Source organism: Rhizobium sp. SYY.PMSO (assembly GCF_046840415.1).
GTDB lineage: Bacteria > Pseudomonadota > Alphaproteobacteria > Rhizobiales > Rhizobiaceae > Rhizobium.
In genome coordinates this window covers 2,460,990-2,486,318 of record NZ_CP177349.1, presented here as the reverse complement: position 1 = coordinate 2,486,318, position 25,329 = coordinate 2,460,990, and the positions used below count along the sequence as shown (strand labels likewise).

The window sequence follows — 25,329 nt, the reverse complement described above, 5'->3', positions numbered from 1 at the left end:
GCTGGCGCCACTCCTCCTCCCCTCAACTCTTCGACCGCAGGTAGGCGCCGCGCTCAAGCTCGGCATGGTTGGTCGCACTGCGCAACCGCAGCAGATCCTTGCGGGCGATCAGGCCGACCAGCCGCCCGGTCTGGGCCTCGACGACGGGAACGCGTCCCGTATCGGCCTGGATCATGATGTCGGCGACGCGGCCGACGGTATCCTCGACATGGGCGACCGGAAGGGACGTATCCGATATCACGTCATACAGCGACTGATCCATCAGTTCCGGCTCGCTCTGCCAGCGCAGGGCGTCGGCGCGCGAGATCATGCCGACGAGGCGATCGTTGTCGCCGACGACGGGATAGAAGCGATGCGCATCCGGCCGGTCCGTCATCTGCTTCAGCGCTTCCGACAGCCGCATGGACGCGGGCAGGGTATCCACCTTGGCGATCATGATGTCGCGGGCCCGGGTCAGTTCGAACGGGTCGATGCCGTATTCGCGGGTGATGTGCTGGCCGCGCCGGGCGATCTTTTCCGTGAGGATGGAGCGGCGCAGCAGCAGCACGGTGACGGCATAGGCTGCGACCGTTGCGGCAAGCAGGGGCACCAGCGCGCTCGTATCCCCCGTCAGCTCGACGGCGAAGAACGTGCCTGTGAGCGGCGCGCGCATGGTGCCGCCCATCATCGCCGCCATGCCGAGCATCGCCCAGAAGCCGGGATCGCCGGGCAGGACAAGACCCACCAGCCAGCCCAGCGCGCCGCCGAGGATGAGCAGCGGCGCCAGGACGCCGCCCGACGTGCCCGAGGAAAGTGCCACCAGCCAGATGCCTGCCTTGACCAGCAGGATCGCCAGGACGGCGCCGACGGCGATGCGGCTGTGCAGCAGATCGGCGATGATGACGTATCCGACGCCGAGGGCCCGGGGCTCGATCAAGCCGCCAAGCCCGACGACGATGCCGCCAAGTGCCGGCCACCACATCCAGTGGACCGGCAGTTTTTCGAAGGTATCCTCGATCTTGTAGAGCAAGGTCGTCAGGAGGCCGGATTGCAGGCCTGAAATGATGCCGAGGCCGGTGGCGAGCAGGATGCCCCACCATGAGAGCGCCATGTCGAAATGCGCCGGGAACAGCGCGCCGCTGCCGATCAGCAGCGGGCGCCAGACGACCGAGACGCAGGCCGCGACCGCCACGGGGATGAAGCTGCGCGGCTTCCATTCGAACAGCAGCAGCTCGACGGCGAGCATCACCGCCGCGATCGGCGTGCCGAAGACCGCGGTCATGCCGGCTGCGGCGCCGGCGACGAGCAGGGTCTTCCGCTCGGCGGCACTCATATGAAAGAACTGCGCGAAGAGGGAGCCGATGGCGCCGCCGGTCATGATGATCGGACCTTCCGCACCGAAAGGCCCGCCGGAGCCGATCGAGATGGCGGAGGACAGCGGCTTGAGCACGGCCACCTTGGGAGACATGCGGCTGCCGCCGATCAGGATCGCCTCGATGGCCTCGGGAATGCCGTGGCCGCGGATCTTCTCCGAGCCGTAGCGCGCCATGAGGCCGATGACGAGACCGCCGAGAACGGGCGCGGCCACCATCCAGGGCGAGCGCGCCACCATGGTAAACGATAGCGGCTCGGTGCTGATCTTGAACAGCCAGACGGCATTGCTGACGAGCGCTATGAGATTGATGAGCACCCAGGCGGCAAATGCGCCGCCGGTGCCGACGACGAGCGCCATGGCGATGAGCACCAGGACGCGCCTGTCCGTGGTGAAGTCTCCATTGTCCTTGCGGGAAGCCCCGCCGGAGAAATCGTGATTGTGAGTTTGTGAGGTGGGGGTGTCCTGCATCGGAGGCCTTCTGTGCTAAGCGTGCGCGGCCGTCCTTCAGCCGTTCCGCGCTTCGAGATGGCAAATATATCGTAATGCGATATAAATCAACCGAAGCGCACCGTGATCTTTCAGATTGGCTTCCTGCGCTTTGAATCCCTGGTCTTTGGCATGTCGCCGCCGCAAAACCGCTAGGCATTCTTGCGTGACATGCGTTAGACCGCGACCTGCGGCAACGAGGACGATTTGATGGTGCGACGTTCGGATGAAACCCTTTCGCAGGCCGATTACGAGGCGCTGGCGACCCTGCGCTATACCCTGCGCAAATTCATGGATTTCAGCACATCGGCGGCGCACGAGGCGGGCCTGCCGCCGCAGCAGCACCAGGCGCTGCTTGCCATCAGGGGAAATCGTTCCGGCGAGGCCATGACCATCGGCATGCTGGCGGAAAAACTGATGATTGCTCCGCACACGGCGACGGAGCTTGTGGGGAGGCTGATCGATGGCGATTATGTTACCCGGCATCCCGATCCCGCGGACAAGCGTCGTCAGACCCTGCAGCTGACCGAGAAGTCCGAAGAGGTTCTGCAAAGGCTCAGCTCGATCCATCTGGTCGAAATCCGCGATATGGCGCCGAGGCTCATCGAAATCCTCACGCAACTGCAGGCGGATGCCCGAAACGGCTGAAGGCGCCATCGCCGGGATCGCCGGCAATGGCGCGGGCGGTCATTGGCCGAGGCGAATGCCGCCGTCGCAGATCAGCGTGTGACCGCTGGTAAAACCGTTGCGGATCAGGAAGGCGATGGCGTCGGCGATCTCCTGCGAGCTGCCGACACGGCCGACCGGCGTCCGTGCCGAAAAACCGGCAAAGGTCTGCTCTTTCTGCTCTGCGGTCAGGAAATCCCACCAGGGGGTGTCGACGACGCCGGGCGAAACGCAGTTCACCCGGACCGGCTTGAGTTCGACGGCGAGAATCGGCGCTAAAGCGGCAATGGCGGCATTGATGGCTCCGAGCCCTGCGGTTCCGGGCATGGCCGCCTGCGCCGAGACGGCGGAAACGAAGGTGATGCTGCCATGTTTCGAAAGATGGGGGAGGCAGGCCTGGGCACAGGCGAAGTGTGCCAGCGCCTTTTGCTCGAAGCCCTTTTTGACGTCGGCGATATCGACGGTGGCGAAGGGACCGGCTCCATGACCGCCGCCCAGTGCCAGCACGAGATGATCGAGCGGTCCCATTGCCTGGAAGGCTTCGGCAAGGCCGGCAAAGTCGGCCGCATCCATGATGGCGGTGGCGACGTCACCATCGAGGTTTTGCGCGGCTGCCTGAAGTTTCGCGCTATCGCGGCCCGTAATCGTGACCCGGTATCCTTTTTCGAGAAGGTGGGCGGCCGCCGCGAGGCCGATGCCGGAGGAACCGCCGATAATAACGACATGCTGAGACGACATGAGGGTCTCCTTTTCTGGGATTGAGGAAATTGCAGGAACGGTGGTGCTCAGACGCGGCGGGCGAGGCTTTGGCTGAGTGTTCGCAGACGCTGTCGCGGGGTTGCGTCCCGAACCTGGATCGCAACCACCTCTCGATCGTCCGCATGGCGATATCTGGCAGCTTGCGAGAGCGGCAAACAGTTCTGACTTTATCCTAGTATCGATCCTGCTATGATGAGCCATGACTGTCGCCCAGAACCAGACCATCCTCGAAGCCAGGCGTCGCGAGTTCGCCGCTTTCCTGCGCTCCCGCCGGGAAAAGCTGACGCCGGCGGCTGTCGGGCTTCCGGAAGGGTTCCGGCGGCGCACGCCCGGGCTCAGGCGCGAAGAAGTCGCACTGCTCGCCGGCGTCGGCACCACATGGTACACATGGCTGGAACAAGGCCGGGACGTCCGCGCCTCCGCAGAGGTGCTGTCGGCGCTGGCCGACGCGCTACGCCTCGATCCGGCCGAGCGCCGGCATCTCTTCACCCTCAGCGACCGGCCGTCGGCGGAGGTTCCGTCGTACGGGCCCGAGGACGTGCCGGCCGCGTTGCGGCGCATGCTTGCGAGCCTCGCCGGGCAGCCGGCCTATGTTCTCGGCCGGCGTTGGGACGTTCTGGCCTGGAACGCTGCGGCTGTCGCCGTTTTCGGCGACTATGCGCTGCTGCAGGGCGATGCGCGCAACAGCGTCCATCGGGTATTTACCGATCCTGCCCATCGGCGGCTTCTCGTCGATTGGGAGATCGTGGCGGCGAATTCGCTGGCGATGTTCCGTGCCGACAGTGCCCGCTATGCCGGCGATCCCGATTTCGAACGGCTGATCGCCACCTTGACGCAGGCAAGTCCCGAGTTTCGCGCCTGGTGGCCGAGACAGGACGTGTTGCGGCCGCTGACCGGCCACAAGCGCCTGCGCCATCCCGAAGGGGGTCCGATGACCTTCGAATATACCGCGCTTGCCGTCATGGATCGCACCGATATGAAGCTGGTGGTCTATACGCCGCTCGAGGAGGACGGAACGAGCGACACGCTGAAACGTCTGTTGCGCGGGGTTGGCCCGGCATAATCCCGGCTTCCGCCGCTCTCCCTCTCTCTTTCAGCCTTCCAGATCGTTCTTCAATCGATCGAGAATGGATAGCGCATGGCCGGCGTAGGCGCTGATCCAGCGATCGTGGATCTGCTTGATCGGCAGGCTGTTCAGATGGTTCCAACGCTCGCGTCCGTCCCTCTTGGCAATCACGAGATCGGCGTCCTCCAGGACTTTCAGATGCTGCATGACGGTGCAGCGGTCCATGTCCGTGAAGGCTTCGCAGAGCATGCCGGTCGTTCGCGGCGCATCCTTCAGCATGTCCAGGATTTCGCGCCGGCGACGATGCGCAAGAGCCTTGAAAATGAGGTCGCTATCCGATTCGTTTGACATGTTATATTTTTATAACATAATGAGACCTGTCGCAACGGAACGATGCTGACAAACAACGGAGGAGATGCCATGGCATTGAATGTTCGGATATCAGGACGGATCGGCCGCAGGGTCGACGAGGTGTTCGATGCGGTCGTCAATCCGAAGAAGCTTTCGAGCTATTTCACCACCGTCGGCGGGGCGAGTGCGCCGCTGGTGGCGGGGACGACGGTCATCTGGTGGAAGAATGCGCCCGTCGAGGTCGACCATGTCGAGGAAAACAAGCGTATCGTCTTTCACTGGGAGGGCGGCACCGGGGAGGATGGCGTTCGCTACCGGACCAAGGTGGAGATGACCTTCGATGCCCTGGACGACGGGGGCACGCTTGTCATCATCGAGGAAACCGGCTGGCGAGAGGATGAGGCCGGCCGCCGCGGCACCTATCTGAATTGCGAGGGGTGGACGCAGATGCTCTGCTGCATGAAGGCCTTCGTCGAATACGGCATCAACCTGCGCGAAGGCTTTTTCCTGAGCGAAATGCGCGGCGAGCCGGCGGAGGCGCCGGATCGCTGATTTCCTGACGCGATATCGCAGGCATCGATTACCCACCGAGCGTCAGAACCAGGTCGTTGCCATCTCATATCAGGTCCGGCAAGGATCTCTTTGCCGGGCCTGTGTCATGTCTGTTTTCCGACGCGGGAATCTTCGAAAGTTCGAGCGCGGCAAGGAACATCTTTGCCGTTTGTCCGTATGGACGGAAATGGAGCGATCGCCGGCTTCCTTCCGGCATCGTTCATATCGGGTCACTTGATTGATCGAGCAGTAGTGTGATCTATTTAGCGTTGTGGTAGCGGCGGGGTAATCGCAGAGGGTGAGCCGCGTTTTCTGCGGTCGCGAGGCAATGGAACCGAGTCGCGGAGCTTCGACATGCCGCTCTGGAGGCAGGATGGGAAGGTCATTTTTGGGTGTGGATAAGCTCAAAAGCCGGGTGAATGACAAAATCCTTTCAATAATAACAGAATCATTGCTGGCGGAACGGGGCCTGCGCCAAAATTGCCTAAATTGAGAATGATGGAGCGCGCGTCACAACGGGCCCGTCGAAATAAGCGTATACGGCAATACGAGGCGCTTCGTCGGTGCTACCGGCTGGCCGAACGATCGGAACCGGCGAAGATCAATTTAAACAGGTAGAGCATGTCGAGCCCAATCGATCTGGAAAATGCCGATGAGGAATTGGAAGAGCGTGGCGGCATCGTCGGCCTGCTGAACCGCTACCGCGCCCTGATCGTCGCTCTCCTGACCGTCGCCGTCTTCAGCATCGCCGCCTATGCGATCTTCGACCTGACCAACGAAGTGCGTTATGACGACGTCGTCCATGCCTTGACGACGACGAAAATTTCTTCCGTGCTGCTTGCGCTGCTGTTTACCGGCCTCAGCTTCGCATCCCTGATCTTCTATGACCAGAATGCGCTCGAATATATCGGCAAGAAGCTGCCGTTCCCGCATGTGGCGCTGACCTCCTTCAGCGCCTATGCGGTCGGCAACACGGCCGGCTTCGGTGCGCTCAGCGCCGGCGCGATCCGCTATCGCGCCTATAGCCGGCTCGGCCTGTCGCCCGACGACATCACCCGCGTCATCGCCTTCGTCACGCTCGCCTTCGGTCTCGGCCTTGCCGCCGTCGGCGCCATCGCACTGCTGGTCATTGCCGACGAGATCGGGCCGCTGATCAATGTCGACGGGCTATGGCTGCGGCTGATCGCCATCGTCATTCTCGCGGCGCTCGCTTTCATCGTCTATGCCGGCCGCAACGGCCGCGAGGTGCGCATCGGGCCGATTGAAGTTCGTCTGCCGGATTCGCGCACCTGGTCGCGGCAGTTCCTCGTCACGGCATTCGATATCGCCGCATCGGCCTCCGTGCTCTATGTTCTGTTGCCGGATTCGTCCATCGGCTGGCCGGGATTCCTCGCCATCTATGCCATCGCCGTCGGTCTTGGCGTGCTCAGTCACGTTCCGGCCGGCTTCGGCGTCTTCGAGACGATCATCATCGCCTGGCTCGGCAGCTCGGTGAACGCGGATGCCGTGCTGAGCTCGCTGGTCCTTTATCGCGTCATCTACAACGTCATCCCGCTGGTCATCGCGATTGCCGCGATTTCGGTGGCGGAGCTGCGCCGTTTCGTCGATCATCCGGTGGCGTCGAGCATGCGCCGCATCGGCGTCCGCGTCATGCCGCAATTGCTGTCGGCCTTCGCGCTGCTGCTCGGCATGATGCTGGTATTTTCGAGCGTGACGCCGACGCCGGACCAGAATCTCATCGTCCTCTCCGGCTATCTGCCATTGCCGCTCGTCGAAGGCGCACATTTTCTCTCGAGCCTTCTCGGGCTTGCGATCATCGTGGCGGCGCGGGGCCTCAGCCAGCGTCTCGACGGCGCCTGGTGGGTTTCGACCTTCTCCGCCCTGCTGGCACTGTTCCTGTCGCTCGTAAAGGCCATCGCCATCGTCGAGGCCGGGCTGCTGGCCTTCTTCGTCTTCAGCCTCGTCGTCAGCCGCCGGCTGTTCAGGCGGCCGGCCTCGCTGCTCAACCAGACGCTCACGGCCGGATGGCTGACGGCCATCGCCGTGATCTGCATCGGCGCGATCGTGGTCCTGTTCTTCGTCTATCGCGACGTCGGATACAGCAACGAGCTCTGGTGGCAGTTCGAATTCGCCGACGAGGCGCCGCGCGGCCTTCGCGCAGCGCTCGGCATCTCCATCCTGTCGTCGGCGATCGCGATCTTCAGTCTTCTGCGCCCTGCGACGAAGCGCCTGGAGCCGGTGTCGGACGATGCGGTGACGCGCGCCGTCGAGATCGTGCGCAGGCAAGGCATCGCCGACGCCAATCTGGTGCGCATGGGCGACAAGAACATCATGTTCTCCGAGAAAGGCGACGCTTTCATCATGTACGGCAAGCAGGGCCGGTCGTGGATCGCATTGTTCGATCCGGTCGGCCCGCGTCACGCGCTTCCGGATCTGATCTGGCGTTTTGTCGAGGCTGCCCGGGCCGCGGGCTGCCGCTCGGTGTTCTACCAGATTTCGCCGGCGCTTCTGTCCTATTGCGCGGATGCAGGTCTGCGGGCATACAAGCTCGGCGAACTGGCGGTGGTCAACCTCGCCAATTTCGAGCTGAAGGGCGGCAAGTGGGCCAACCTGCGGCAGACCGCGAGCCGGGCGGTTCGTGACGGACTAGAATTTGCCGTTATCGAGCCTCAAGATATACCTGAAGTCATGGATCAGCTTGCCCATGTGTCCGACACATGGCTTGCCGATCACAATGCAAAGGAAAAGAGCTTCTCGCTCGGCGCGTTCGATCCGGACTATGTGTACTCGCAGCCGGTCGGCGTGTTGAAAAAGGATGGTAAGATCGTCGCTTTCGCGAATATCCTGATGACGGAAACCAGGGAGGAGGGGTCCGTCGACCTGATGCGTTTTTCGCCCGATGCCCCTAAGGGTTCGATGGATTTTCTGTTCGTGCAGATCCTCGAATACCTCAAGGGCCAGGGCTTTCAGCGTTTCAACCTCGGCATGGCGCCGCTATCGGGCATGTCGAGACGCGAATCGGCGCCGGTTTGGGACAGGGTCGGGGGGACCGTCTTCGAGCACGGCGAACGCTTCTACAATTTCAAAGGGCTTCGTGCCTTCAAATCCAAGTTCCATCCCGAATGGCAGCCGCGCTACCTGGCTGTCTCGGGAGGTGTCAGTCCAATGATCGCGTTGATGGATGCCACATTCCTCATCGGAGGCGGACTTAAGGGGGTCGTGAGGAAATGATCTTGAAATACGCAATGTCGTGGGCTTTCGCAGGCATGATGTCGATGGGCCTGCTGGTCTCGGGCCCGGCGCGGGCGGATGCCGACGATACCAAATACGATCTGGGCATGATCCCGGCGCCGCATATCATGCGCCCGCAGGGCAAGGTTTCGAGCGAAGTCGTTCTGATCTCGGATCTCGCCGGCTGGAGCGACAAGGAAAAGGCGGTTGCCGACAAGCTCGTCGCCAATGGCGCGCTCGTCATCGGCATCGACTATCCGTCGTTCCTGGCGTCGCTCAACAAATACGACGTCAGCCAGAACGACGGCTGCATCTATATCGTCGCGGATCTGGAATCGCTGAGCCAGCAGGTGCAGCGCTCCTTTGCCGACAGCACCTACCAGCTGCCCATCATCGCCGGCGTCGGCGCCGGCGGCGCCATGGCGCTGACGATCGCGGCCCAGACGCCGGATGCGACGGTTGCCGGCACATTGGCCGTCGATCCGGCGGCCGGCATCGGCCTGAAGCAGGAGCTCTGCACGCCGGCCGACAAGAAGACCGATGGCGACATGGTGTCCTTCGGCCTGCAGGACGGCACCTTGCCGAACCCGATCCTCGTAACCTTCACGCCGAATGCGCCGAAGGATGGCCGCGAGCACGTCGAGGAGCTGCAAAAAGACCATCCTGACGTCCAGTCCACGGATTCGGACAATACGGACACCTATGCCACGCTCGAGGCGTCGCTCGCCGATCTGATGAAGTCGATCGACAGCGCCAAGTCGCCGCTCGGCCTGCCGGTCGACGTCATGGAAACGACGCCGACCGAGGACACGCTGGCGATCGTCTATTCCGGCGATGGCGGCTGGCGCGACATCGACAAGGAAGTCGGCAGCTATCTGCAGGATCAGGGCATCCCCGTCGTCGGCGTCGATTCCCTGCACTATTTCTGGTCGGAGCGGGACCCGCAGCAGACGGCCGACGATCTCGCCCGGATCATCGACTTCTACACCAAGCGTTTCAAGGTCAAGCATGTGGTGCTGGTCGGCTATTCCTTCGGCGCCGACGTGCTGCCGGCAAGCTATAACCGCCTGAAGCAGGCCGAAAAGGACAAGATCGTGCAGATCTCCTTGCTGTCTCTGTCGCAGAAGGTCGACTATGTGATTTCGGTCATGGGCTGGCTCGGCGCTGCGAGCGAAGGCAAGGGCGGCAATCCCGTCAACGACCTCAAGTCCATCAACCCGAAGATGGTGCAGTGCGTCTACGGCAAGGACGACGACGAGGATGTCGCGTGCCCGCTGTTGAACGGCACCGGCGCCGAGGTCATCGCCATGGATGGCGGCCACCATTTCGACGACGACTACGAGACATTGGCGAACCATATCATCACTGGTCTGAAGAGCCGTCTCGGCGAGTAATCGACGCACTCCGCGCGTGGTCGGCTCGTGCCGCGCGCGGCTTTTCCTGCCGCCTCTTCGCAGCAAGAGGTCGTTTTCCGCCCATGTGCACCGGAACGAACGGAGTGCTTATTCCGCAGCCGTTGCCCAGCAATCATTTGCTTCTTTCCGCGGCTGTCGTTAGTCGGAGGAAGCAATCGTTACGAGTGGCGCGATCCGCGCGGTTGCTCGTCGTCACCTCCAGAAAGGTTCCGCATTGTCTTCCGCCTTCACCAAGACCTATTCCGGCTTCCTGTTCGATATGGACGGCACGATCATCAATTCGATCGCCGCTGCAGAACGCGTATGGGGCAATTGGGCTCGCAGAATGGGTCTGAACGTCGAAGAATTCATGCCGACGATGCATGGCAAGCGCGGTGTCGATACGATCAGCCAGTTGAACCTGCCCGGCATCGATCCGGTTGCGGAGTCGGCCGGCATCATGGAAGCGGAGATTGCCGATGTCGAGGGCGTGGTGGCGCTGCCGGGGGCGGCGGATTTCTTGGCCTCCCTGCCGCCGGAGCGGTGGGCGATCGTGACGTCCTCCCCATACCGTCTGGCGATGGCGCGCCTTGACGCCGCCGGCATTCCGGTGCCGCGCTTCATCGTGACCGCCGAGGACGTCAAGGTCGGCAAGCCGGATCCGCAGGGCTACATCCTTGGCGCCGAGCGTCTGGGTCTGCGCACCTCGGATTGCCTGGTGTTCGAGGACGTGATGGCTGGCATCAAGGCAGGCGAAGCGGCGGGCGCGGATGTGCTTGTCATCACCGCCACCCACTCCCATCCCGTCGCAACCGATCACTCGTCGCTGCCGAATTATGAAAATGTCCGCGCGCATGTGAACGGGGAAGGAAAGCTGTCCATTGTCCGCAACGGCGGATGATGCCGGCTCGGCCATGTGCCCGCCGCATGTCGCTTTCACGCATTGCAATAGGCCGCCAGCTCATTATGTTTTCGTGATATTGTAAATTTTCGCGAAGATCCGATGACTCCCAAAGAACAGAAGGCCCAATATCGCAGCGAGCGCCTGGCGGCGCGGGACGCGGTTCCGGACGAAGACCGGATAGAAAAAGGCCTCGCCATGGCGGCACATGCCGGCGACGCCATCGCTGTCGGGCCGGGCAGCATCGTCTCGGGCTTCCTGCCGATCCGTTCCGAAGTGGATATAAGGCCGCTGATGGCGCATCTGCGGGCGCGCGGCGCGCGGCTTTGCGTGCCCGTCATCCTCGACCGCAGCACGATCGTCTTCCGGGAACTCGTGCCGGGGGCGCCGCTGGTGTCGTGCGGGTTTGGAACTTTCGGGCCGGGCCCCGACGCGGCGGAACTGGACCCGGACGTCATGCTGGTGCCGCTCTCCGCCTTTGACAGAACCGGCCATCGCATCGGCTATGGGGCGGGCTATTATGATCGCGCCATCGAGCGCCTGCACCAAAAAGGCTTGAATCCGCGGCTGATCGGCATTGCATTCGATTGCCAAGAAGTGCCATCAGTACCGGCTGAGCCGCATGATATCCGTCTTGACGCGATTTTGACCGAGAGCGGACTCAATTTCGTTTCGGAAGTGATTGGATAGCGAATGCGGCTGCTTTTTCTGGGTGACATGGTCGGCAAGACGGGACGAAGCGCGGTGTGGGACCGCCTGCCGGGACTGGTATCCGATCTGAAGCTCGATTTCGTCATCGTCAACGGCGAGAATGCCGCCGGCGGCTTCGGTATCACCGAGGATATCTTCCTCGAAACGATCAATGCCGGCGCCGATGTCGTGACGACCGGCAATCACGTCTGGGACCAGAAGGAAGCCGTCGTCTTCTGCGGGCGCCACGACCAGTTCCTGCGCCCCGCCAACTATCCCGCCGGCACGCCCGGCCGCGGTTCGGGCCTGTATTACGCGCGCAACGGTGCCCGCGTCCTTGTCGCCAACATCATGGGCCGCGTCTTCATGCATCCGGAGCTGGACGATCCCTTCAAGTCGGCCGAGGCCATTCTCGATGCCTGCCCGCTGAAGGAACAGGCCGATGCCATCGTCTTCGATTTTCACGCGGAAGCGACCAGCGAAAAGCAGTGCTTCGGCCATTTCGTCGACGGCCGCGCCAGCTTCGTCGTCGGCACGCATACGCATGTGCCGACCGCGGATGCGCAGATCCTGAACGGCGGCACGGCCTATATGTCGGATGCCGGCATGTGCGGCGACTACGATTCCTCGCTCGGCATGGAAAAGGAGGAGCCGCTGAACCGCTTCATCTCGAAAATGCCGAAGGGCCGTTTCGAGGCGGCTTCGGGCCCTGCCACCATCTGTGGCGTCGGCGTGGAGATTTCGGACGCCACCGGACTGGCAGAGAAAATCGCGCCGCTGCGGCTCGGGCCGCGGCTCGCGGAAACTATTCCGGACTTCTGGCACTGACCGCTGCACGATAATTCATCGTCGCCATTCGATGACGCGATTGTGAGCAATTGCGTCTGATTGTCGCTGGACCTGTGTCGGCTCATGCCGCATCCTTCCGCCACTGTCGGGCTTGAGGGGATGGCATGATGCCGCGATTTCCTGTTCTTGCCGTGTTCTTCCTGTCGATGCTTTTCTGCTGGAGCGTGGCGCATGCCCAGCAAAAGCCGGTTCGCCCGCAGCCCAGCCAGTGTCAGGCGATCGCGCAGTCTCTCCCCAAAGCGAGCTTCGCCAGTTTTTCTCCCGCCGGTCCCATGCTCGCCGACGATCCCGTCGATGGCGACGTGAAGATCACGTTTCTCGGCCATGCGACGCTGTTCATCGAAACGCCGGGCGGCGATTCCATCGCCACGGATTACAGCGGCGCCTATCCGCCGCCCTATACGCCGGAAGTCGTGACGATGAACAAGGCGCATCCGAGCCACTATACGCTGACGCCCGATCCGGCGATCAGATATGTGCTGCATGGATGGAGCGATACCCCCGGCGAGCCGGCAAAGATCCGTATGACCGTGGGCGACACGCTGATCCGCAATGTCGTGACCGATATCCGCGCCTGGGGCGGCGGTATCGAGGCCAACGGCAATTCGATCTTCATCTTCGAGGTGGCCGGTCTCTGCATCGGCCATCTCGGACATCTGCATTTCGAACTCACGGACCAGCAATATGCCGAGATCGGCCGCCTGGATGTGGTGATGGTGCCGGTCGATGGCGGTCTGACCATGGGGGCCGACAGCATGAGCCGCGTGGTCAAGCGGCTTCGCTCGTCTCTGATCCTGCCCATGCATCGCTGGGGGCCGCCGATCGACCAGTTCCTGGCCTTGTTCGGTCCCGATTTCGATGTCGGCTACGCGCCGACGCCGAGCGTCACGGTGTCGGTGAAGACGCTGCCGCGCAGGCCGCTGATCTATGTGCTCAAGGGGCTCTGAGCGTTACGGCCGCTTCTGCGATCGTCCTGACGCGCGGCGTTCTCCATGCCCATTATCCGGCTTTTTGCTTGAATGAAGGCAGCTTCGCTCTTATAAGGCAGCCCATTCCCAACAAAAGACGTGAACAGGGGTGCCATGGCTGGCCATTCACAGTTTAAAAACATCATGCACCGCAAGGGTCGTCAGGACTCGGTGCGTTCGAAAATGTTCTCGAAGCTGGCGCGCGAAATCACCGTCGCTGCCAAATCGGGCCTGCCCGACCCGACCATGAACGCAAGCCTGCGTCTGGCGATCCAGAACGCCAAGGCGCAGTCCATGCCGAAGGACAATATCGATCGCGCCATCAAGAAGGCGTCCGGTGCCGACACCGAGAATTACGATGCGATCCGCTACGAAGGTTACGGCCCGGGCGGCACGGCGATCATCGTCGAAGCGCTGACCGACAACCGCAACCGCACCGCTTCCAACGTCCGCTCGATCTTCACGAAGGCCGGCGGCGCGCTCGGCGAAACCGGTTCGGTATCCTTCTCCTTCGACCACGTCGGCGAAATCACCTACAAGCCGACCGCTGGCGATGCCGACAAGGTCATGGAAGCGGCGATCGAAGCCGGTGCCGACGATGTCGAGAGCGATGAAGAAGGCCATGTGATCTTCTGCGCCTTCGAATCCCTCGGTGAAGTCGCCAAGGCGCTCGAAGCGACGCTCGGAGAGGCCGAAACGGTCAAGGCGATCTGGCGGGCGCAGAACAACGTGCCGGTCGACGAGGAAAAGGCGCAGTCGCTGATGAAACTCATCGACAGCCTCGAAGACGACGACGATGTTCAGAATGTCTATTCGAACTTCGAAGTCTCCGACGAAGTCCTGGCCAAGCTCTCGGCCTGATTCCCGACGATCCATCCGGAAGCCGGACGCAGCGACGCGGCCGGCTTTTTTTGCGTCATGGGGTTGTCGCCCGGGCGGAGTCATTGCGGAAGCAAGATCCGGGGCGTGCGAAGAACCAGTCGGCGCGCCGTGCTTTGCGATACCGCCAAGGGGCAGCAGCGGATCGATGCCCGCCGCTTGATTGAGCCGCGTCGAGGCGGCCCAATGTCCGATATGCGCCCGATGCTGCGGATCAGGATACTTTCTTGAAGCTCGGCAGCGTCGCAAACAGTTCCACCGACCTCAGCCGCGCTTCGATGTCGTGGATCGGCATCGAAATGATGACTTCGTCTGCCTCGGTATCCTTGATGAACTGCGAAAGCTTCGCCTCCGCCGTTTCGGGAGAGCCGACCACGGCGTAGCGCAGCGTATGCTCGACATTCAGCTTTTCCATCGGCGTCCAGAAGTCGTCCATGTCCTTGCGCGGACGCGGGAAGGGGCCGCGCACGTTGCGGCGCAGGTTGACGAATTGCTGCTCTGCCGAGGTGAAGTGATACTGCGCCTCCTCGTCGGTATCGGCCACGGCGCCCATGACGCCCACCATGACATGAGGCTTGTCGAGCGTCGCTGAAGGCGTGAAGCGTTCGCGGTAGATGGCGATGGCGTCCATCAGCGAGTCCGGGGCGAAATGCGAGGCGAAGGCATAGGGCAGGCCGAGCATGGCGGCGAGATGGGCGCTGTAGAGGCTGGAGCCTAGGAGCCAGATCGGCACGTTGGCGCCATGACCCGGCACGGCCAGGATGACCTGCCCTTCGTCGGCGGGGCTGAAGAGGTGCTGCAACTCGACGATATCGTTGGGGAAGCTCTGCGCACCGGCCTCCATATTGCGGCGCAGCGCCTGCGCCGTGCGCATGTCGGTTCCCGGCGCGCGGCCGAGGCCAAGATCGACGCGGCCGGGAAACAGGGCCTCCAGCGTGCCGAACTGCTCGGCGATGACGAGTGGCGAATGGTTCGGCAGCATGACGCCGCCCGAGCCGATGCGGATGCGCGAGGTTGCGGCGCCGATATGGCCGATGACGACCGATGTCGCGGCGCTGGCCACGCCGGGCATGCCGTGATGCTCCGCGAGCCAGAACCTGTTGTAGCCCAGCTCTTCCGCCTTCTGTGCCATGCGCCTCGAACTGTCGAAGGACTGGCGGATGGTGCTGCCTTCGGCAACGGGTGAAAGATCGAGGATGGAAAAGGGAACCATGGCAAGAAACCTGCGTGGTGAAAGGGAGGGTCGCCTGCACATGTAGGAGTGCCGTGCCCGCATTCCAAACCCCGTGCCGCAATTTCGTCACGATGTTTTCCGCTCGGCTTCGCCGATCGCAAACTGTGCCTTGTTTTTGTTTTGTTCACATTTTGCTGGCACATGTCAGACCTGAAAGATAGGTTGACCCATGCAAAATACGATTCGCATCATCGGCATCGATCCGGGCCTGCGCCGCACCGGCTGGGGTATCATCGATACGCTCGGGAACTCCCTGCGCTTCGTGGCGTCGGGAACCGTGACCTCGGATGGCGACATGGATCTGGCGTCGCGCCTTTGCCAGCTGCATGACGGGCTTGCCGAAGTCGTTCACAGCTACCAGCCGGACGAGGCCGCTGTCGAGCAGACCTTCGTCAACAAGGATGCCGTGGCGACGCTGAAGCTCGGTCAGGCGCGCGGCGTCGTTATGCTGGTGCCGGCGCGCGCCGGCCTGCCGGTGTCGGAATATGCGCCGAATGCGGTCAAGAAGGCCGTTATCGGCGTCGGCCATGGAGAGAAGCAGCAGATCCACATGATGCTGAAGATCCTGATGCCCAAGGTCGAGTTCAAGGGAAACGACGCGGCCGATGCGCTCGCCATCGCCGTCTGCCATGCCCACAATCGCGGCGCCAGCCGGCTGCGGCAGGCGGCATTGGCAGGGTAGTTTGTTCTTGACTTGTTCCTGTGGTAATGATAATTCTTACCGCAGGACGGGAGAGTAAGAATGCGCGTGACATCCAAAGGGCAGGTGACCATCCCCCGCGACTTGCGTGAGTTGGCTGGCATAGAGCTCAACAGTGAAGTCATATTTTCCGTCGAGGATGGAAAGCTGGTTGTTTCGCCCAAGAACGGTAAACGGGAGATGGAAGATCGGCAGCGGCTCGATCGGTTCATGGCCACTCTCAAGCGTTTGGAAGGTACCGGCGATCAGGATATCGACGCCGAGGCGCTGATGTCGATGACGCGTGATCGGTGAACATGGTCATCATGGTCGATACGAATGTGCTGGTTGATTTGGCGATATCCAATTCAGCCTGGCATGGCTGGTCCAGCGGGCAGGTTCTTTCCGCTTTCAAGCGAGGACCGGTCGTCATCAATCCCATCATCTATGCGGAGTTCTCGGTGCGTTACAGCAGTGTGGACCAGGTGGACGAGCTGCTGCCACAAAGTGAATTCCGCCGCGAAAACCTGCCTTGGGCCGCCGCATTTGCCGCTGCCGCTGCCTTCAAGATTTATCGCCAGAGTGGCGGGGGACGCGAGCGTGTTCTTCCCGATTTTCTGATCGGCGCGCATGCGGCCATTCGCGGCTATTCGATATTGACGCGAGATTCCAAAGGCTATCGGTCCTATTTCCCGACCGTTGACCTCATTTCCCCCGAAACCCATCCCTGACGGACCTCATCCATGATCGGCAAGCTGAAAGGCACTATCGAAGAGATCGGCGAAGATTATGTGCTCGTGGACGTGCATGGCGTCTGCTACGTCGCCTATTGCTCGGCCCGCACGCTGTCTAAACTCGGTTCCGTCGGCGAGGCCTGTGTTCTCTTTATCGAGACCTATGTGCGCGAGGACCAGATCCGGCTGTTCGGCTTCATGAGCGCGCTGGAACGCGAGTGGTTCAACATCGTGCAGACGGTTCAGGGCGTGGGTGCGAAGGTGGCGCTGGCGCTGCTGTCGACGCTGACGCCTGCCGAGCTTGCCAATGCGATCGCGTTGCAGGACCGTGCCGCCGTTTCGCGGGCGCCGGGCGTCGGCCCGAAGGTTGCCATGCGCATCGTGACCGAACTGAAGAACAAGGCGCCGGCCTTTGCCGGCGATGCCGCCAATATCGGGCTCAAGCAGGAGCTTGGGGAAGGCGTTGCCACCGCACCCGTCGCCGATGCGGTCTCGGCGCTGACCAATCTCGGCTATTCGCGTGATCAGGCCGCCAACGCTGTCGCGGCGGCGATGAAGACGGCTGGCGAGGGCGCCGACAGCGCCAGGCTGATCCGCCTCGGGCTCAAGGAACTGTCGCGGTGAGGCTTTGCACCTTCCATGTTCCTGATTATTGTCTCGAAGCGGGAAGATCGGCTTGCGATGCTTCCGTGCCGAACGACATTTTGAGTGCCGAAGATATGATGCCCGCCTGCGGCGCGAGAGCCGCAAAACGCATACCGGGAATGGAACGTCTGACATGAGTGAACCCGCACGCCTGATATCGCCGGAAAAGCGGGGCGAAGACATCGATGCGACGCTCCGGCCGCAATCGCTGGACGATTTTACCGGGCAGGCGGAAGCGCGCGCCAACCTGAAAGTCTTTATCGAAGCGGCCAAGGGGCGCGGCGAAGCGCTGGACCATGTGCTGTTCGTCGGTCCGCCCGGCCTTGGCAAGACGACGCTGGCGCAGATCATGGCCAAGGAACTCGGCGTCAATTTCCGCTCGACCTCCGGCCCGGTCATCGCCAAGGCCGGCGATCTTGCGGCGCTGCTCACCAACCTAGAGGAGCGCGACGTGCTCTTCATCGACGAAATCCATCGTCTCAATCCGGCGGTCGAGGAAATCCTCTATCCGGCCATGGAGGATTTCCAGCTCGATCTCATCATCGGCGAGGGGCCGGCGGCGCGTTCGGTGAAGATCGACCTTGCCAAGTTCACGCTGGTTGCCGCCACCACGCGCCTCGGCCTGCTGACGACGCCGCTGCGGGATCGCTTCGGCATCCCGGTGCGGCTGAGCTTCTACACGGTCGAGGAGCTGGAGCTGATCGTCCGGCGCGGTGCGAGGCTGATGGGCCTGGGTATCACCGATGAGGGCGCTCGCGAGATCGCGCGCCGCGCCCGCGGCACGCCGCGCATCGCCGGCCGCCTGCTGCGCCGCGTGCGCGATTTCGCGGAGGTCGCCAAGGCCGAGGCGGTGACGCGGGAGATCGCCGACGAGGCGCTGACGCGGCTTCTGGTCGACAATGTCGGCCTCGATCAGCTCGACAAGCGCTATCTGAACATGATCGCGGTCAATTTCGGCGGCGGCCCGGTCGGCATCGAGACCATCGCTGCCGGCCTTTCCGAGCCGCGCGATGCGATCGAGGACATTATCGAGCCCTACATGATCCAGCAGGGGTTCATTCAAAGGACGCCGCGCGGCCGTGTCCTGACCGCGATTGCCTGGAAACATCTCGGCCTGCAGCCGCCCAAGGATCTGGAGGCGGCCCAGTTTCGGCTGTTCCAGGAGGGAGATTGAATGCTTGGCCGTCGCGCTTTCCTGAAGCTTTTCGGCGGCAGCGTTTTCGGTTGGATGGCTCTCGGGGGATATGCCCTCGGATATGAGCCGGTCGTCCGCCTGGACGTGACGCGTTACGCGGTGACGCCGCCGGGATGGACGCCGGGTCTCAAGCTCAGGATCGTCGCGCTTGCCGATGTCCATGCCTGCGAACCTTGGATGACGGCAGGGCGCATTGCTTCGATCTGTGCCCATGCCAACGAGCTTGGCGGCGATATCATCGTGCTGCTCGGCGACTACACCTCGGGAACCGATCTCATTACCGCGCGCGTCGATCATCGTGTCTGGGCGGAGGAGCTGGCGAGGCTGAAGGCACCGCTCGGCGTCCATGCCATTCTCGGCAATCACGACTGGTGGCATGATGCGACAGCCCAGAGGACCGGCCATGGGCCGACCTTCAGCCACAGGGCATTGGCGGCCGCCAGCATAGAGGTCTATTCCAACCGGGCCGTGCGTCTGGAAAAGGATGGACAGGGTTTCTGGCTTGCAGGCGTCGAGGATCAGCTGGCGCTGCGCCGGAGCATGCGTTGGAAGCGACCCTATACGAGGGGGCTGGACGATCTCGACGGCACGCTGGCGCAGGTCGGCGACGATGCACCCGTCGTTCTTCTCGCCCATGAGCCCGATATCTTTCCCGCCGTTCCGCCGCGCGTATCGCTCACCCTTTCGGGCCACACCCATGGCGGACAAGTGAGGATTTTCGGCTGGTCGCCCTATTCGCCCTCACGCTATGGTGACAGGTATGTCTACGGCCATATCGTGGAGGAGGAGCGCCATATCATCGTTTCCGGCGGTCTCGGCTGCTCCATCGCGCCGGTCCGCTTCGGCGTTCCGCCCGAAATCGTCGTGATCGACGTGGGATAAGGGATCATGCAGAAACGCAAGCCCATCAGATTGAATGCCGGGCACGCGCGCTTCCAGGTGCGTGTGGCGGGGCTCGCCTTCCGCGACGGATATGTCCTGGTGCATCGCGCCGTACATGAGAGCTTCTGGACCTTTCCGGGTGGCCGCGCCGAAATCGGCGAGACTTCGGAAGAGACCTTGCGGCGGGAGATGATGGAAGAGCTCGGCGTTACAGCCACGGTCGGGCGCCTGCTCTGGTCGGTCGAGAACTTCTTCCACTATGAGCAGCTGGATTGGCATGAGCTCGGCCTCTACTATCTGATGGATATTCCGGCCGAGTTTCCGTTCGATCCCGAGCGGATCGTGCATCGCATTCAGGACGGCGACAACGATCTTGAGTTCAAATGGGTGCGGGCCACGCGCGAGGCGCTGGTTGCGCTCGACATCCCGCCCTATTTTATCGCCGAGGAAATCGAGAACCTGCCGCTGACCTCCCGCCATCTGGTCTGGCGGGATGGCGATCTGGATAGGGCTTAGCGAGGAGGTTCCATGTCCGCTTTCGATCCAATTCGCGGCTTTCGCAAGCTCGCCTACAACAACGCTCTGGCAAACCTCCGTCTACATCGCGCCTGCGCGATGCTTAAATCCGGCGAGTTCGAAGCGAAGCGCGTCAGCTTCTTTCCATCGATCAAGGCGACCCTCAATCATATCCTGACGGTCGACTGGTTCTATGTCGATGCGCTGGAAGGCGGCACCCTGGGCCTGAGGGCTTTCGATATCGAGGAACCGTATGGCCGGCTCGATGAATTGAGCCGGGAGCAGGCGGAGGTCGATCACCGGCTGGCGGCGCTCTGCGAGGCGTTGACGCCCGAAGCCGCCATGCAGGTCGTCGATATCCAGCGCAGCGGCCGCATCCAGCGGGAGAGGGCGGAGGATGTGCTGAACCATCTGTTCCAGCATCAGACGCATCACCGTGGCCAGGTACATGCCATGCTCGCCGGAACCAGCGTCGCGCCGCCGCAACTCGACGAGTTCCTCGCTGCCGACGATGCGCGGTTCAGGGGCGGGGAATTGGCGGAGCTCGGTTGGGACGAGGCGAAGCTGATGCGGTGATGCTGCCGTGGCGTGGCGGCATCGCCCCGGCCAAAGTCTCTATCGTTTGCCGGAGCAAGGCTTTTCCGCCGCCCTGCCATCCGAGCGCGCGGATCTTCGAGGTATCCATGGCGCGGACCGCGCCCTGCTGCGCGGATGCGGGCAGTGCGTGAGGACAGTTCGTCACGTTCTGAAGATGCCCGAGGATTTCGTGCGTATCGGTCAAAACATCCGACAGGTTGAAGGCTTCGCGGTCTATCCGGGCTGCTTCCGTTTCCAGCAAGAGACGGAGGGCGCGGCCGAGGTCGCGGCCGTGAACTTCGGTTCCAGCGCGGGACGGAACGGGCCTGCCGTTCAGATAGTCATCGAACAGCTCGTCCCATTTGTTGGGCCTGAGGTCGCCGTAGACGCCCGTCGCCCTCAGGCTCGCGGTCACGAAGCCGGGCGCTGACAGGGAGAAGAGCGCATGCTCGGCATCGCGCTTCACCTCGCCGTAGAGCGTGTTCGGCATCGGCTTGGTCGCCTCGGTCAGTTCGCCGCCGGCAACCGCGTCACCATAGACGGTACGGGAGGAGAGGAATATGCACCGGCGAATGCCGGCCTTCCTGGCCGTTTCGAACAGCTTGACGGTGCCATCAAGGTTGAGGCGTCGGAACCCTTCCGGATCGTCACCCTCGCCGCCGCGATATTTGCCGGCGACATGGCTGAAGGCCGCATGCACGAAGAAATAGGCGTCGTCGAAAGCGCAGCTCTGATCCTCCGCCGGATCGAGGCTCAGGGGCACGAAGGAAACGGGCTGCGGAAAGAGGCCGGCCGGCGGCGCGTTGCGGCCGCCGATCGCAATCTTGTATCCGGCGGACAGCAGCTCCTCGACGATGTACCTGCCGACCAGGCCCGTTCCCCCGGAAACGAGGATTTTCATGCGGCGACTCGCGGATTTGCGAGCGTCGCGATGTCAGGCATGTTCCGGCCGGTATGGAAACTATGCCACAGCTCGATCAGCGGTCTGAGCTGCTCGGTCTTGGGATGGTTTTCCTCCCAGGGCTTCTCATACTGGTAGTGCAGGATCGAGACACTGTTCCAGTCCCAGAGTGCGGGCATGTTGAACCAGACATATTGCAGCATGTTCATGAATACAGGCAATCCGTGCCAATCCGGAAAGAATGTCTCGAGAAAGGTCTGGTCGGTACGCCGCCAGAAGACATCGGGCCGGTCGAGCCGCTCCAGCATGTGCCGGAATGTCGCAAGCGACGGCTTGGCGACGAAGACGCCCGAGTTCAGCCGATGGAAATCGGCAAGGCTTTCATAGACGTTCGGTGCGGCGGAGAATTCCGGATAGTCGAACAGGCGATCGACATTTCTCAACACCAGCGCATCCGCATCGATGAAGACGCAGGTGTCGTATTCGATCAGCTGCCAGAGCCGCAGCTTGCAGAAATTGTCGAGCGGCGTGTGGAAGGAGGGCTTGCGGCCCTTGGTGAAGGGGGCGGCAGCGTGAAGATTGCCGCGGGCATGCCGCTCGTTGAACGCTTCCGACAGCGGCAGATGCTCGACTTCGACCAGCCGGCAGTCGAGCGCCGCCAACGGGGCGAGGTCGTCTTCGCAGACACCTGCCGTATGAAGCACGACGATATCGGCCTTCGTGCCGCTGCGGGCGATCGAGCGGGCGAGCGCCAGCGCACCCATGGCATAATCGGCATTCGTGACGAGCGTCACGAATGCCTGCCCGGCGCGCGGGCGGGTTCGCGGGCGCAACCCCTGCAGTATCTCGCTTCCCGGCATCATGACACGGATTTCAACCTCTTGCCTTCGGGATCATGGTTGACCGTAGCCGCGAGATCCTTGGTCCAGGCCGAAACGGCCGGGACGCGCGAGCGATCGACGCGGTAGGCGTATTTCTTCGCGACATCGACGATTTCGCCCAGAAGACCGGCTTCCAGCGTGATCGGCGCCAATCCCAGATCGAGGAACTTGTCGTTCTTGACGATCAGCTCGTTCTCCGGGGCTTCCTTGCGCGGGTTCGGCAATCGGACGACTTCCGCGCCGCTCATCCTGGCGATCATGTCGGCAAGATCGCGCACGCGATGCGTCTGCGTCATCTGGTTGAAGATTTCGACGCGCGCGCCGCGGGCCGGCGGGTTCTTCAGCGCCAGCTCGATGCAGCGCACGGAATCCTGGATATGGATGAAGGCGCGGGTCTGGCCGCCGGTGCCGTGCACCGTCAGGGGATAGCCGATCGCCGCCTGGATGAGGAAGCGGTTCAGAACCGTGCCGTAGTCGCCGTCATAGTCGAAGCGATTGATCAGTTGCTCGTGCCGGCGCGTCTGCTCCGTATGCGTGCCCCAGACGATGCCCTGATGCAGGTCGGTGATCCTCAGACCGTCGTTCTTGGCGTAAAACTGGAAAAGCAGCTGATCGAGGCATTTCGTCATGTGATAGATCGAGCCGGGATTGGCAGGGTAAAGGATCTCCTGGCTGACGGTGCGGCCATCGGTCGTCTCGATGCCGACAGGGAGATAGCCTTCGGGGATGGCGGCGCCGACCGTGGAATAGCCGTAGACGCCCATCGTGCCGAGATGCACGAGATGCGCGTCGAGATTGAGCTCGACCAGCGCGTTCAAAAGATTGTGCGTGGCGTTGACGTTGTTGTTCACAGTGTAGTTCTTGTGACGGTCGCTCTTCATCGAATAGGGCGCGGCGCGCTGCTCGGCAAAATGCACGATGGCATCGGGGCGATGCTCGGCCAGCCACTTTTTCAGCAGTTCGTAGTCCTTGGCGAGGTCGATCAGGTTGAAATGAATGCGGCGCCCGGTTTCGGCGTGCCAGATGCGGGTGCGTTCCTGAATCGAATCCATCGGCGTCAGCGACTGGACGCCAAGCTCCGTATCGATCCATCGGCGGGAGAGATTGTCGAGAATGTGGACTTCATGACCAGCGTCTGAGAGATGGAGCGAAGTTGGCCAACCGATGAATCCGTCGCCGCCCATAACCGCTATTTTCATGAGAGTATTCCTTCTGCGCCGATCCGCTATCCGGCACTGTTCCGGATAGTCGGAATTTATGACAATTGTTCAAAGCTTGCTTGATGGCAGAACTTCGGCCAAAGAGATGCCGGACATTCAAGGAGATGCGGCAACGATGAACAGCCCCTTTCTGATAGCTGGGGAACTGGAAGCCGGCAGCCACCGGCTGGTGCAGCGAGTCTACTACGAGGATACGGATTTTTCCGGCCTCGTCTATCACGCGCGCTATCTGCATTTCCTCGAGCGGGGGCGCACGGACTATCTGCGCTGTCTCGGCGTGGAACAGCGCGAGCTGCTGAATGCCGATGAGGAAGGGCTGGTTTTCGTCGTCCACCGCATGGAGATCGACTTCAAGGGACCGGCGCGCATGGACGACGTGCTGACCATTCGCACCGTCACCGAAAAGGCCGGCGGCGCCAAGATGGTGCTGTCGCAGGAGATAAGGCGCGACGATACGCTGCTGATCGCTGCCAAGGTCATCATCGCCGTCATCAACGCCAAGGGCCGCCCGCGCCGGCTCCCGGAAAAGCTGGCCTCGCAGATGCTGGCTGCGTCGGAAACCGCCGGTTAGGCGAAGGGGCCTTGTTCGCGCCGGCGATCGGCTGCTTGCAAAGATTATCGCGATCGTTAACGGCTGCCTTGCAATAACTTGAGTTTTATGTGAAGGAATTCGGCGCGCAAGATCTGTCTGCGTTTGCCGCCGGTTTCGTCCGGTCAATTCTTCCCAGGAGCTAGAATAGCCTTCGCCGCCGTTAAATCCTTCTCGTTTCGACGCTAACATTCTTTTAACCATAATAGTGTCTTACTGGTTATGTCGGAGTTTGTGCGGTGCACGCCTTCCTTTGACCAAATTTGACGGCAAGAAGGCAGTTGTAAGCTTGGAAGGCTTGACCAGGGCGTTCAGCGGCGGCTGCCAAACAATTCTTGTGAGATCACTTTTAGCCGCCCGGTCTAGCGCCGGGCGTTTGGATTCGGGGATTTTGGATCAATGGAACAAGTAGCATTGGCAGCGGCCACCACACCGGACATCACCCTCTGGTCGCTCTTCATGCAGGCGGGCTTGGTGGTCAAGCTCGTCATGATAGGTCTGCTGGCAGCGTCCGTGTGGACCTGGGCGATCGTCATCGACAAATATCTGAGCTACGCGCGAGCGCGCCGGCAGTTCGATCATTTCGAGCAGGTCTTCTGGTCCGGCCAGTCGCTCGAAGAGCTTTACCGCACGCTTTCGGAGCGCAACAATACGGGCCTCAGCGCCATCTTCGTCGCGGCGATGCGCGAATGGAAAAAGTCCTTCGAGCGCGGCGCCCGTTCGCCGATCGGCCTTCAGATGCGTATCGACCGCGCCATGGACGTCACGCTGGCCCGCGAATCGGAGCACCTGACCGCTCGCCTCGCATCGCTCGCCACCATCGGTTCGGCCGGTCCGTTCATCGGTCTGTTCGGTACGGTCGTCGGTATCATGACCTCGTTCCAGGCGATCGCCGGTTCCAAGTCGACCAACCTTGCGGTCGTTGCGCCCGGTATCGCCGAAGCGCTGCTGGCAACCGCCATCGGCCTGGTTGCCGCTATCCCGGCCGTTATCGCCTACAACAAATTCTCTGGCGATGCCGGCAAGCTCTCGGGCCGCATGGAAGGTTTCGCGGACGAATTCTCCGCCATCCTTTCGCGCCAGATCGATGAGAAGCTGCAGCCGCGTCAGGCTGCGCAGTAAACAGCGGAC

Annotated in this window: 27 protein-coding genes; 20 read left to right on the top strand and 7 right to left on the bottom strand. The window is 62.2% G+C overall.

All coding sequences use genetic code 11. The annotated features are described in order from the left end of the window. Positions 1-22 precede the first annotated feature (22 nt). A complete protein-coding gene (locus tag ACJJVH_RS12165) occupies positions 23-1,822 on the bottom strand; it encodes a chloride channel protein (protein WP_412064050.1) in 1,800 nt (599 codons plus the stop codon). A gap of 228 nt (positions 1,823-2,050) precedes the next feature. Between ACJJVH_RS12165 and ACJJVH_RS12160 the strand changes: the two genes are divergently transcribed. Beyond that, the gene (locus ACJJVH_RS12160; protein ID WP_113356302.1) at positions 2,051-2,488 is read left to right on the top strand and encodes a MarR family transcriptional regulator; all 438 of its coding nucleotides are present in this window, start codon (positions 2,051-2,053) and stop codon (positions 2,486-2,488) included. 39 nt (positions 2,489-2,527) lie between these two features. Here the strand turns inward: ACJJVH_RS12160 and ACJJVH_RS12155 are convergent, their stop codons facing one another. Further along, positions 2,528-3,244 carry an SDR family oxidoreductase gene (locus ACJJVH_RS12155; protein ID WP_412064049.1) on the bottom strand — a complete coding sequence of 239 codons (717 nt, stop codon included), beginning with the start codon at positions 3,242-3,244 and terminating at the stop codon, positions 2,528-2,530. 220 nt (positions 3,245-3,464) lie between these two features. Between ACJJVH_RS12155 and ACJJVH_RS12150 the strand changes: the two genes are divergently transcribed. Continuing rightward, positions 3,465-4,328 carry a helix-turn-helix transcriptional regulator gene (locus ACJJVH_RS12150; protein ID WP_412064048.1) on the top strand — a complete coding sequence of 288 codons (864 nt, stop codon included), beginning with the start codon at positions 3,465-3,467 and terminating at the stop codon, positions 4,326-4,328. 30 nt (positions 4,329-4,358) lie between these two features. Here the strand turns inward: ACJJVH_RS12150 and ACJJVH_RS12145 are convergent, their stop codons facing one another. Continuing rightward, complete coding sequence (locus tag ACJJVH_RS12145; protein ID WP_112800788.1) at positions 4,359-4,682, bottom strand: helix-turn-helix domain-containing protein; 324 nt, start codon at positions 4,680-4,682, stop codon at positions 4,359-4,361. A 69-nt stretch (positions 4,683-4,751) separates the two neighbouring features. Here ACJJVH_RS12145 and ACJJVH_RS12140 point away from each other — a divergent pair, with 69 nt between their 5' ends. The 8 genes from ACJJVH_RS12140 (at position 4,752) to ACJJVH_RS12105 (ending at position 14,128) form a co-directional block, all read left to right on the top strand. Beyond that, complete coding sequence (locus ACJJVH_RS12140) at positions 4,752-5,234, top strand: SRPBCC domain-containing protein (protein ID WP_112800885.1); 483 nt, start codon at positions 4,752-4,754, stop codon at positions 5,232-5,234. 621 nt (positions 5,235-5,855) lie between these two features. Then, positions 5,856-8,465: a bifunctional lysylphosphatidylglycerol flippase/synthetase MprF gene (mprF, locus tag ACJJVH_RS12135; protein WP_112800790.1), complete on the top strand. Its 2,610-nt coding sequence runs from the start codon at positions 5,856-5,858 to the stop codon at positions 8,463-8,465. Beyond that, positions 8,462-9,859 (top strand): virulence factor family protein, encoded by a 1,398-nt coding sequence (locus tag ACJJVH_RS12130; RefSeq protein ID WP_112800792.1) that lies wholly within the window; start codon positions 8,462-8,464, stop codon positions 9,857-9,859. The genes mprF and ACJJVH_RS12130 overlap by 4 nt, the downstream gene beginning before the upstream one ends. Positions 9,860-10,139: 280 nt before the next feature. Next, positions 10,140-10,760: an HAD-IA family hydrolase gene (locus tag ACJJVH_RS12125; RefSeq protein WP_412065162.1), complete on the top strand. Its 621-nt coding sequence runs from the start codon at positions 10,140-10,142 to the stop codon at positions 10,758-10,760. 102 nt (positions 10,761-10,862) lie between these two features. Beyond that, a complete protein-coding gene (locus ACJJVH_RS12120) occupies positions 10,863-11,450 on the top strand; it encodes a 5-formyltetrahydrofolate cyclo-ligase (RefSeq protein ID WP_113383715.1) in 588 nt (195 codons plus the stop codon). A gap of 3 nt (positions 11,451-11,453) precedes the next feature. Then, positions 11,454-12,278: a YmdB family metallophosphoesterase gene (locus ACJJVH_RS12115; RefSeq protein WP_412064047.1), complete on the top strand. Its 825-nt coding sequence runs from the start codon at positions 11,454-11,456 to the stop codon at positions 12,276-12,278. A 125-nt stretch (positions 12,279-12,403) separates the two neighbouring features. Beyond that, a complete protein-coding gene (locus tag ACJJVH_RS12110) occupies positions 12,404-13,246 on the top strand; it encodes an MBL fold metallo-hydrolase (protein WP_412064046.1) in 843 nt (280 codons plus the stop codon). A gap of 135 nt (positions 13,247-13,381) precedes the next feature. Continuing rightward, on the top strand, positions 13,382-14,128 hold the full coding sequence (locus ACJJVH_RS12105) for a YebC/PmpR family DNA-binding transcriptional regulator (protein ID WP_113356308.1): 747 nt from the start codon (positions 13,382-13,384) through the stop codon (positions 14,126-14,128). A 232-nt stretch (positions 14,129-14,360) separates the two neighbouring features. On the opposite strand, the gene ACJJVH_RS12100 is transcribed toward ACJJVH_RS12105, so the two are convergent. Then, positions 14,361-15,359 (bottom strand): LLM class flavin-dependent oxidoreductase, encoded by a 999-nt coding sequence (locus tag ACJJVH_RS12100; RefSeq protein ID WP_112800801.1) that lies wholly within the window; start codon positions 15,357-15,359, stop codon positions 14,361-14,363. Positions 15,360-15,549: 190 nt separating this feature from the next. On the opposite strand from ACJJVH_RS12100, the gene ruvC reads away from it, so the two are divergent. The 8 genes from ruvC (at position 15,550) to ACJJVH_RS12060 (ending at position 20,607) form a co-directional block, all read left to right on the top strand. After that, a complete protein-coding gene (ruvC, locus tag ACJJVH_RS12095; RefSeq protein ID WP_004117339.1) occupies positions 15,550-16,062 on the top strand; it encodes a crossover junction endodeoxyribonuclease RuvC in 513 nt (170 codons plus the stop codon). 60 nt (positions 16,063-16,122) lie between these two features. Further along, the gene (locus ACJJVH_RS12090) at positions 16,123-16,374 is read left to right on the top strand and encodes an AbrB/MazE/SpoVT family DNA-binding domain-containing protein (protein ID WP_075851557.1); all 252 of its coding nucleotides are present in this window, start codon (positions 16,123-16,125) and stop codon (positions 16,372-16,374) included. Between the two features lie 2 nt (positions 16,375-16,376). Continuing rightward, a complete protein-coding gene (locus tag ACJJVH_RS12085) occupies positions 16,377-16,790 on the top strand; it encodes a type II toxin-antitoxin system VapC family toxin (protein WP_113371070.1) in 414 nt (137 codons plus the stop codon). Between the two features lie 12 nt (positions 16,791-16,802). Next, entirely contained in the window at positions 16,803-17,417 is a 615-nt protein-coding gene (gene ruvA, locus ACJJVH_RS12080) for a Holliday junction branch migration protein RuvA (RefSeq protein ID WP_412064045.1), read from the top strand. A gap of 154 nt (positions 17,418-17,571) precedes the next feature. Then, positions 17,572-18,612 (top strand): Holliday junction branch migration DNA helicase RuvB, encoded by a 1,041-nt coding sequence (ruvB, locus tag ACJJVH_RS12075; protein ID WP_112800807.1) that lies wholly within the window; start codon positions 17,572-17,574, stop codon positions 18,610-18,612. Next, entirely contained in the window at positions 18,613-19,515 is a 903-nt protein-coding gene (locus tag ACJJVH_RS12070) for a metallophosphoesterase (protein WP_113383717.1), read from the top strand. It abuts the gene before it with no gap. Positions 19,516-19,521: 6 nt separating this feature from the next. Beyond that, positions 19,522-20,031 carry an NUDIX hydrolase gene (locus ACJJVH_RS12065; protein WP_412064044.1) on the top strand — a complete coding sequence of 170 codons (510 nt, stop codon included), beginning with the start codon at positions 19,522-19,524 and terminating at the stop codon, positions 20,029-20,031. Positions 20,032-20,043: 12 nt separating this feature from the next. Beyond that, positions 20,044-20,607 (top strand): DinB family protein, encoded by a 564-nt coding sequence (locus ACJJVH_RS12060; RefSeq protein WP_412064043.1) that lies wholly within the window; start codon positions 20,044-20,046, stop codon positions 20,605-20,607. Here the strand turns inward: ACJJVH_RS12060 and ACJJVH_RS12055 are convergent. Genes ACJJVH_RS12055 through ACJJVH_RS12045 form a run of 3 tightly spaced genes read right to left on the bottom strand, consistent with a single transcriptional unit; the run spans position 20,552 to position 23,588 of the window. Further along, positions 20,552-21,508 carry an NAD-dependent epimerase/dehydratase family protein gene (locus ACJJVH_RS12055; RefSeq protein ID WP_412064042.1) on the bottom strand — a complete coding sequence of 319 codons (957 nt, stop codon included), beginning with the start codon at positions 21,506-21,508 and terminating at the stop codon, positions 20,552-20,554. The genes ACJJVH_RS12060 and ACJJVH_RS12055 overlap by 56 nt on opposite strands. Further along, entirely contained in the window at positions 21,505-22,368 is an 864-nt protein-coding gene (locus ACJJVH_RS12050; RefSeq protein ID WP_113356854.1) for a glycosyltransferase, read from the bottom strand. The genes ACJJVH_RS12055 and ACJJVH_RS12050 overlap by 4 nt, the downstream gene beginning before the upstream one ends. Continuing rightward, positions 22,368-23,588 (bottom strand): NAD-dependent epimerase/dehydratase family protein, encoded by a 1,221-nt coding sequence (locus tag ACJJVH_RS12045; protein ID WP_113356313.1) that lies wholly within the window; start codon positions 23,586-23,588, stop codon positions 22,368-22,370. The genes ACJJVH_RS12050 and ACJJVH_RS12045 overlap by 1 nt, the downstream gene beginning before the upstream one ends. A 136-nt stretch (positions 23,589-23,724) precedes the next feature. Between ACJJVH_RS12045 and ybgC the strand changes: the two genes are divergently transcribed. After that, positions 23,725-24,180, top strand: coding sequence for a tol-pal system-associated acyl-CoA thioesterase (gene ybgC, locus ACJJVH_RS12040; protein ID WP_113356855.1), 456 nt, complete (start codon positions 23,725-23,727; stop codon positions 24,178-24,180). A 417-nt stretch (positions 24,181-24,597) separates the two neighbouring features. Further along, complete coding sequence (tolQ, locus tag ACJJVH_RS12035) at positions 24,598-25,320, top strand: protein TolQ (RefSeq protein ID WP_112800817.1); 723 nt, start codon at positions 24,598-24,600, stop codon at positions 25,318-25,320. The last annotated feature ends 9 nt before the right edge of the window (positions 25,321-25,329 follow it).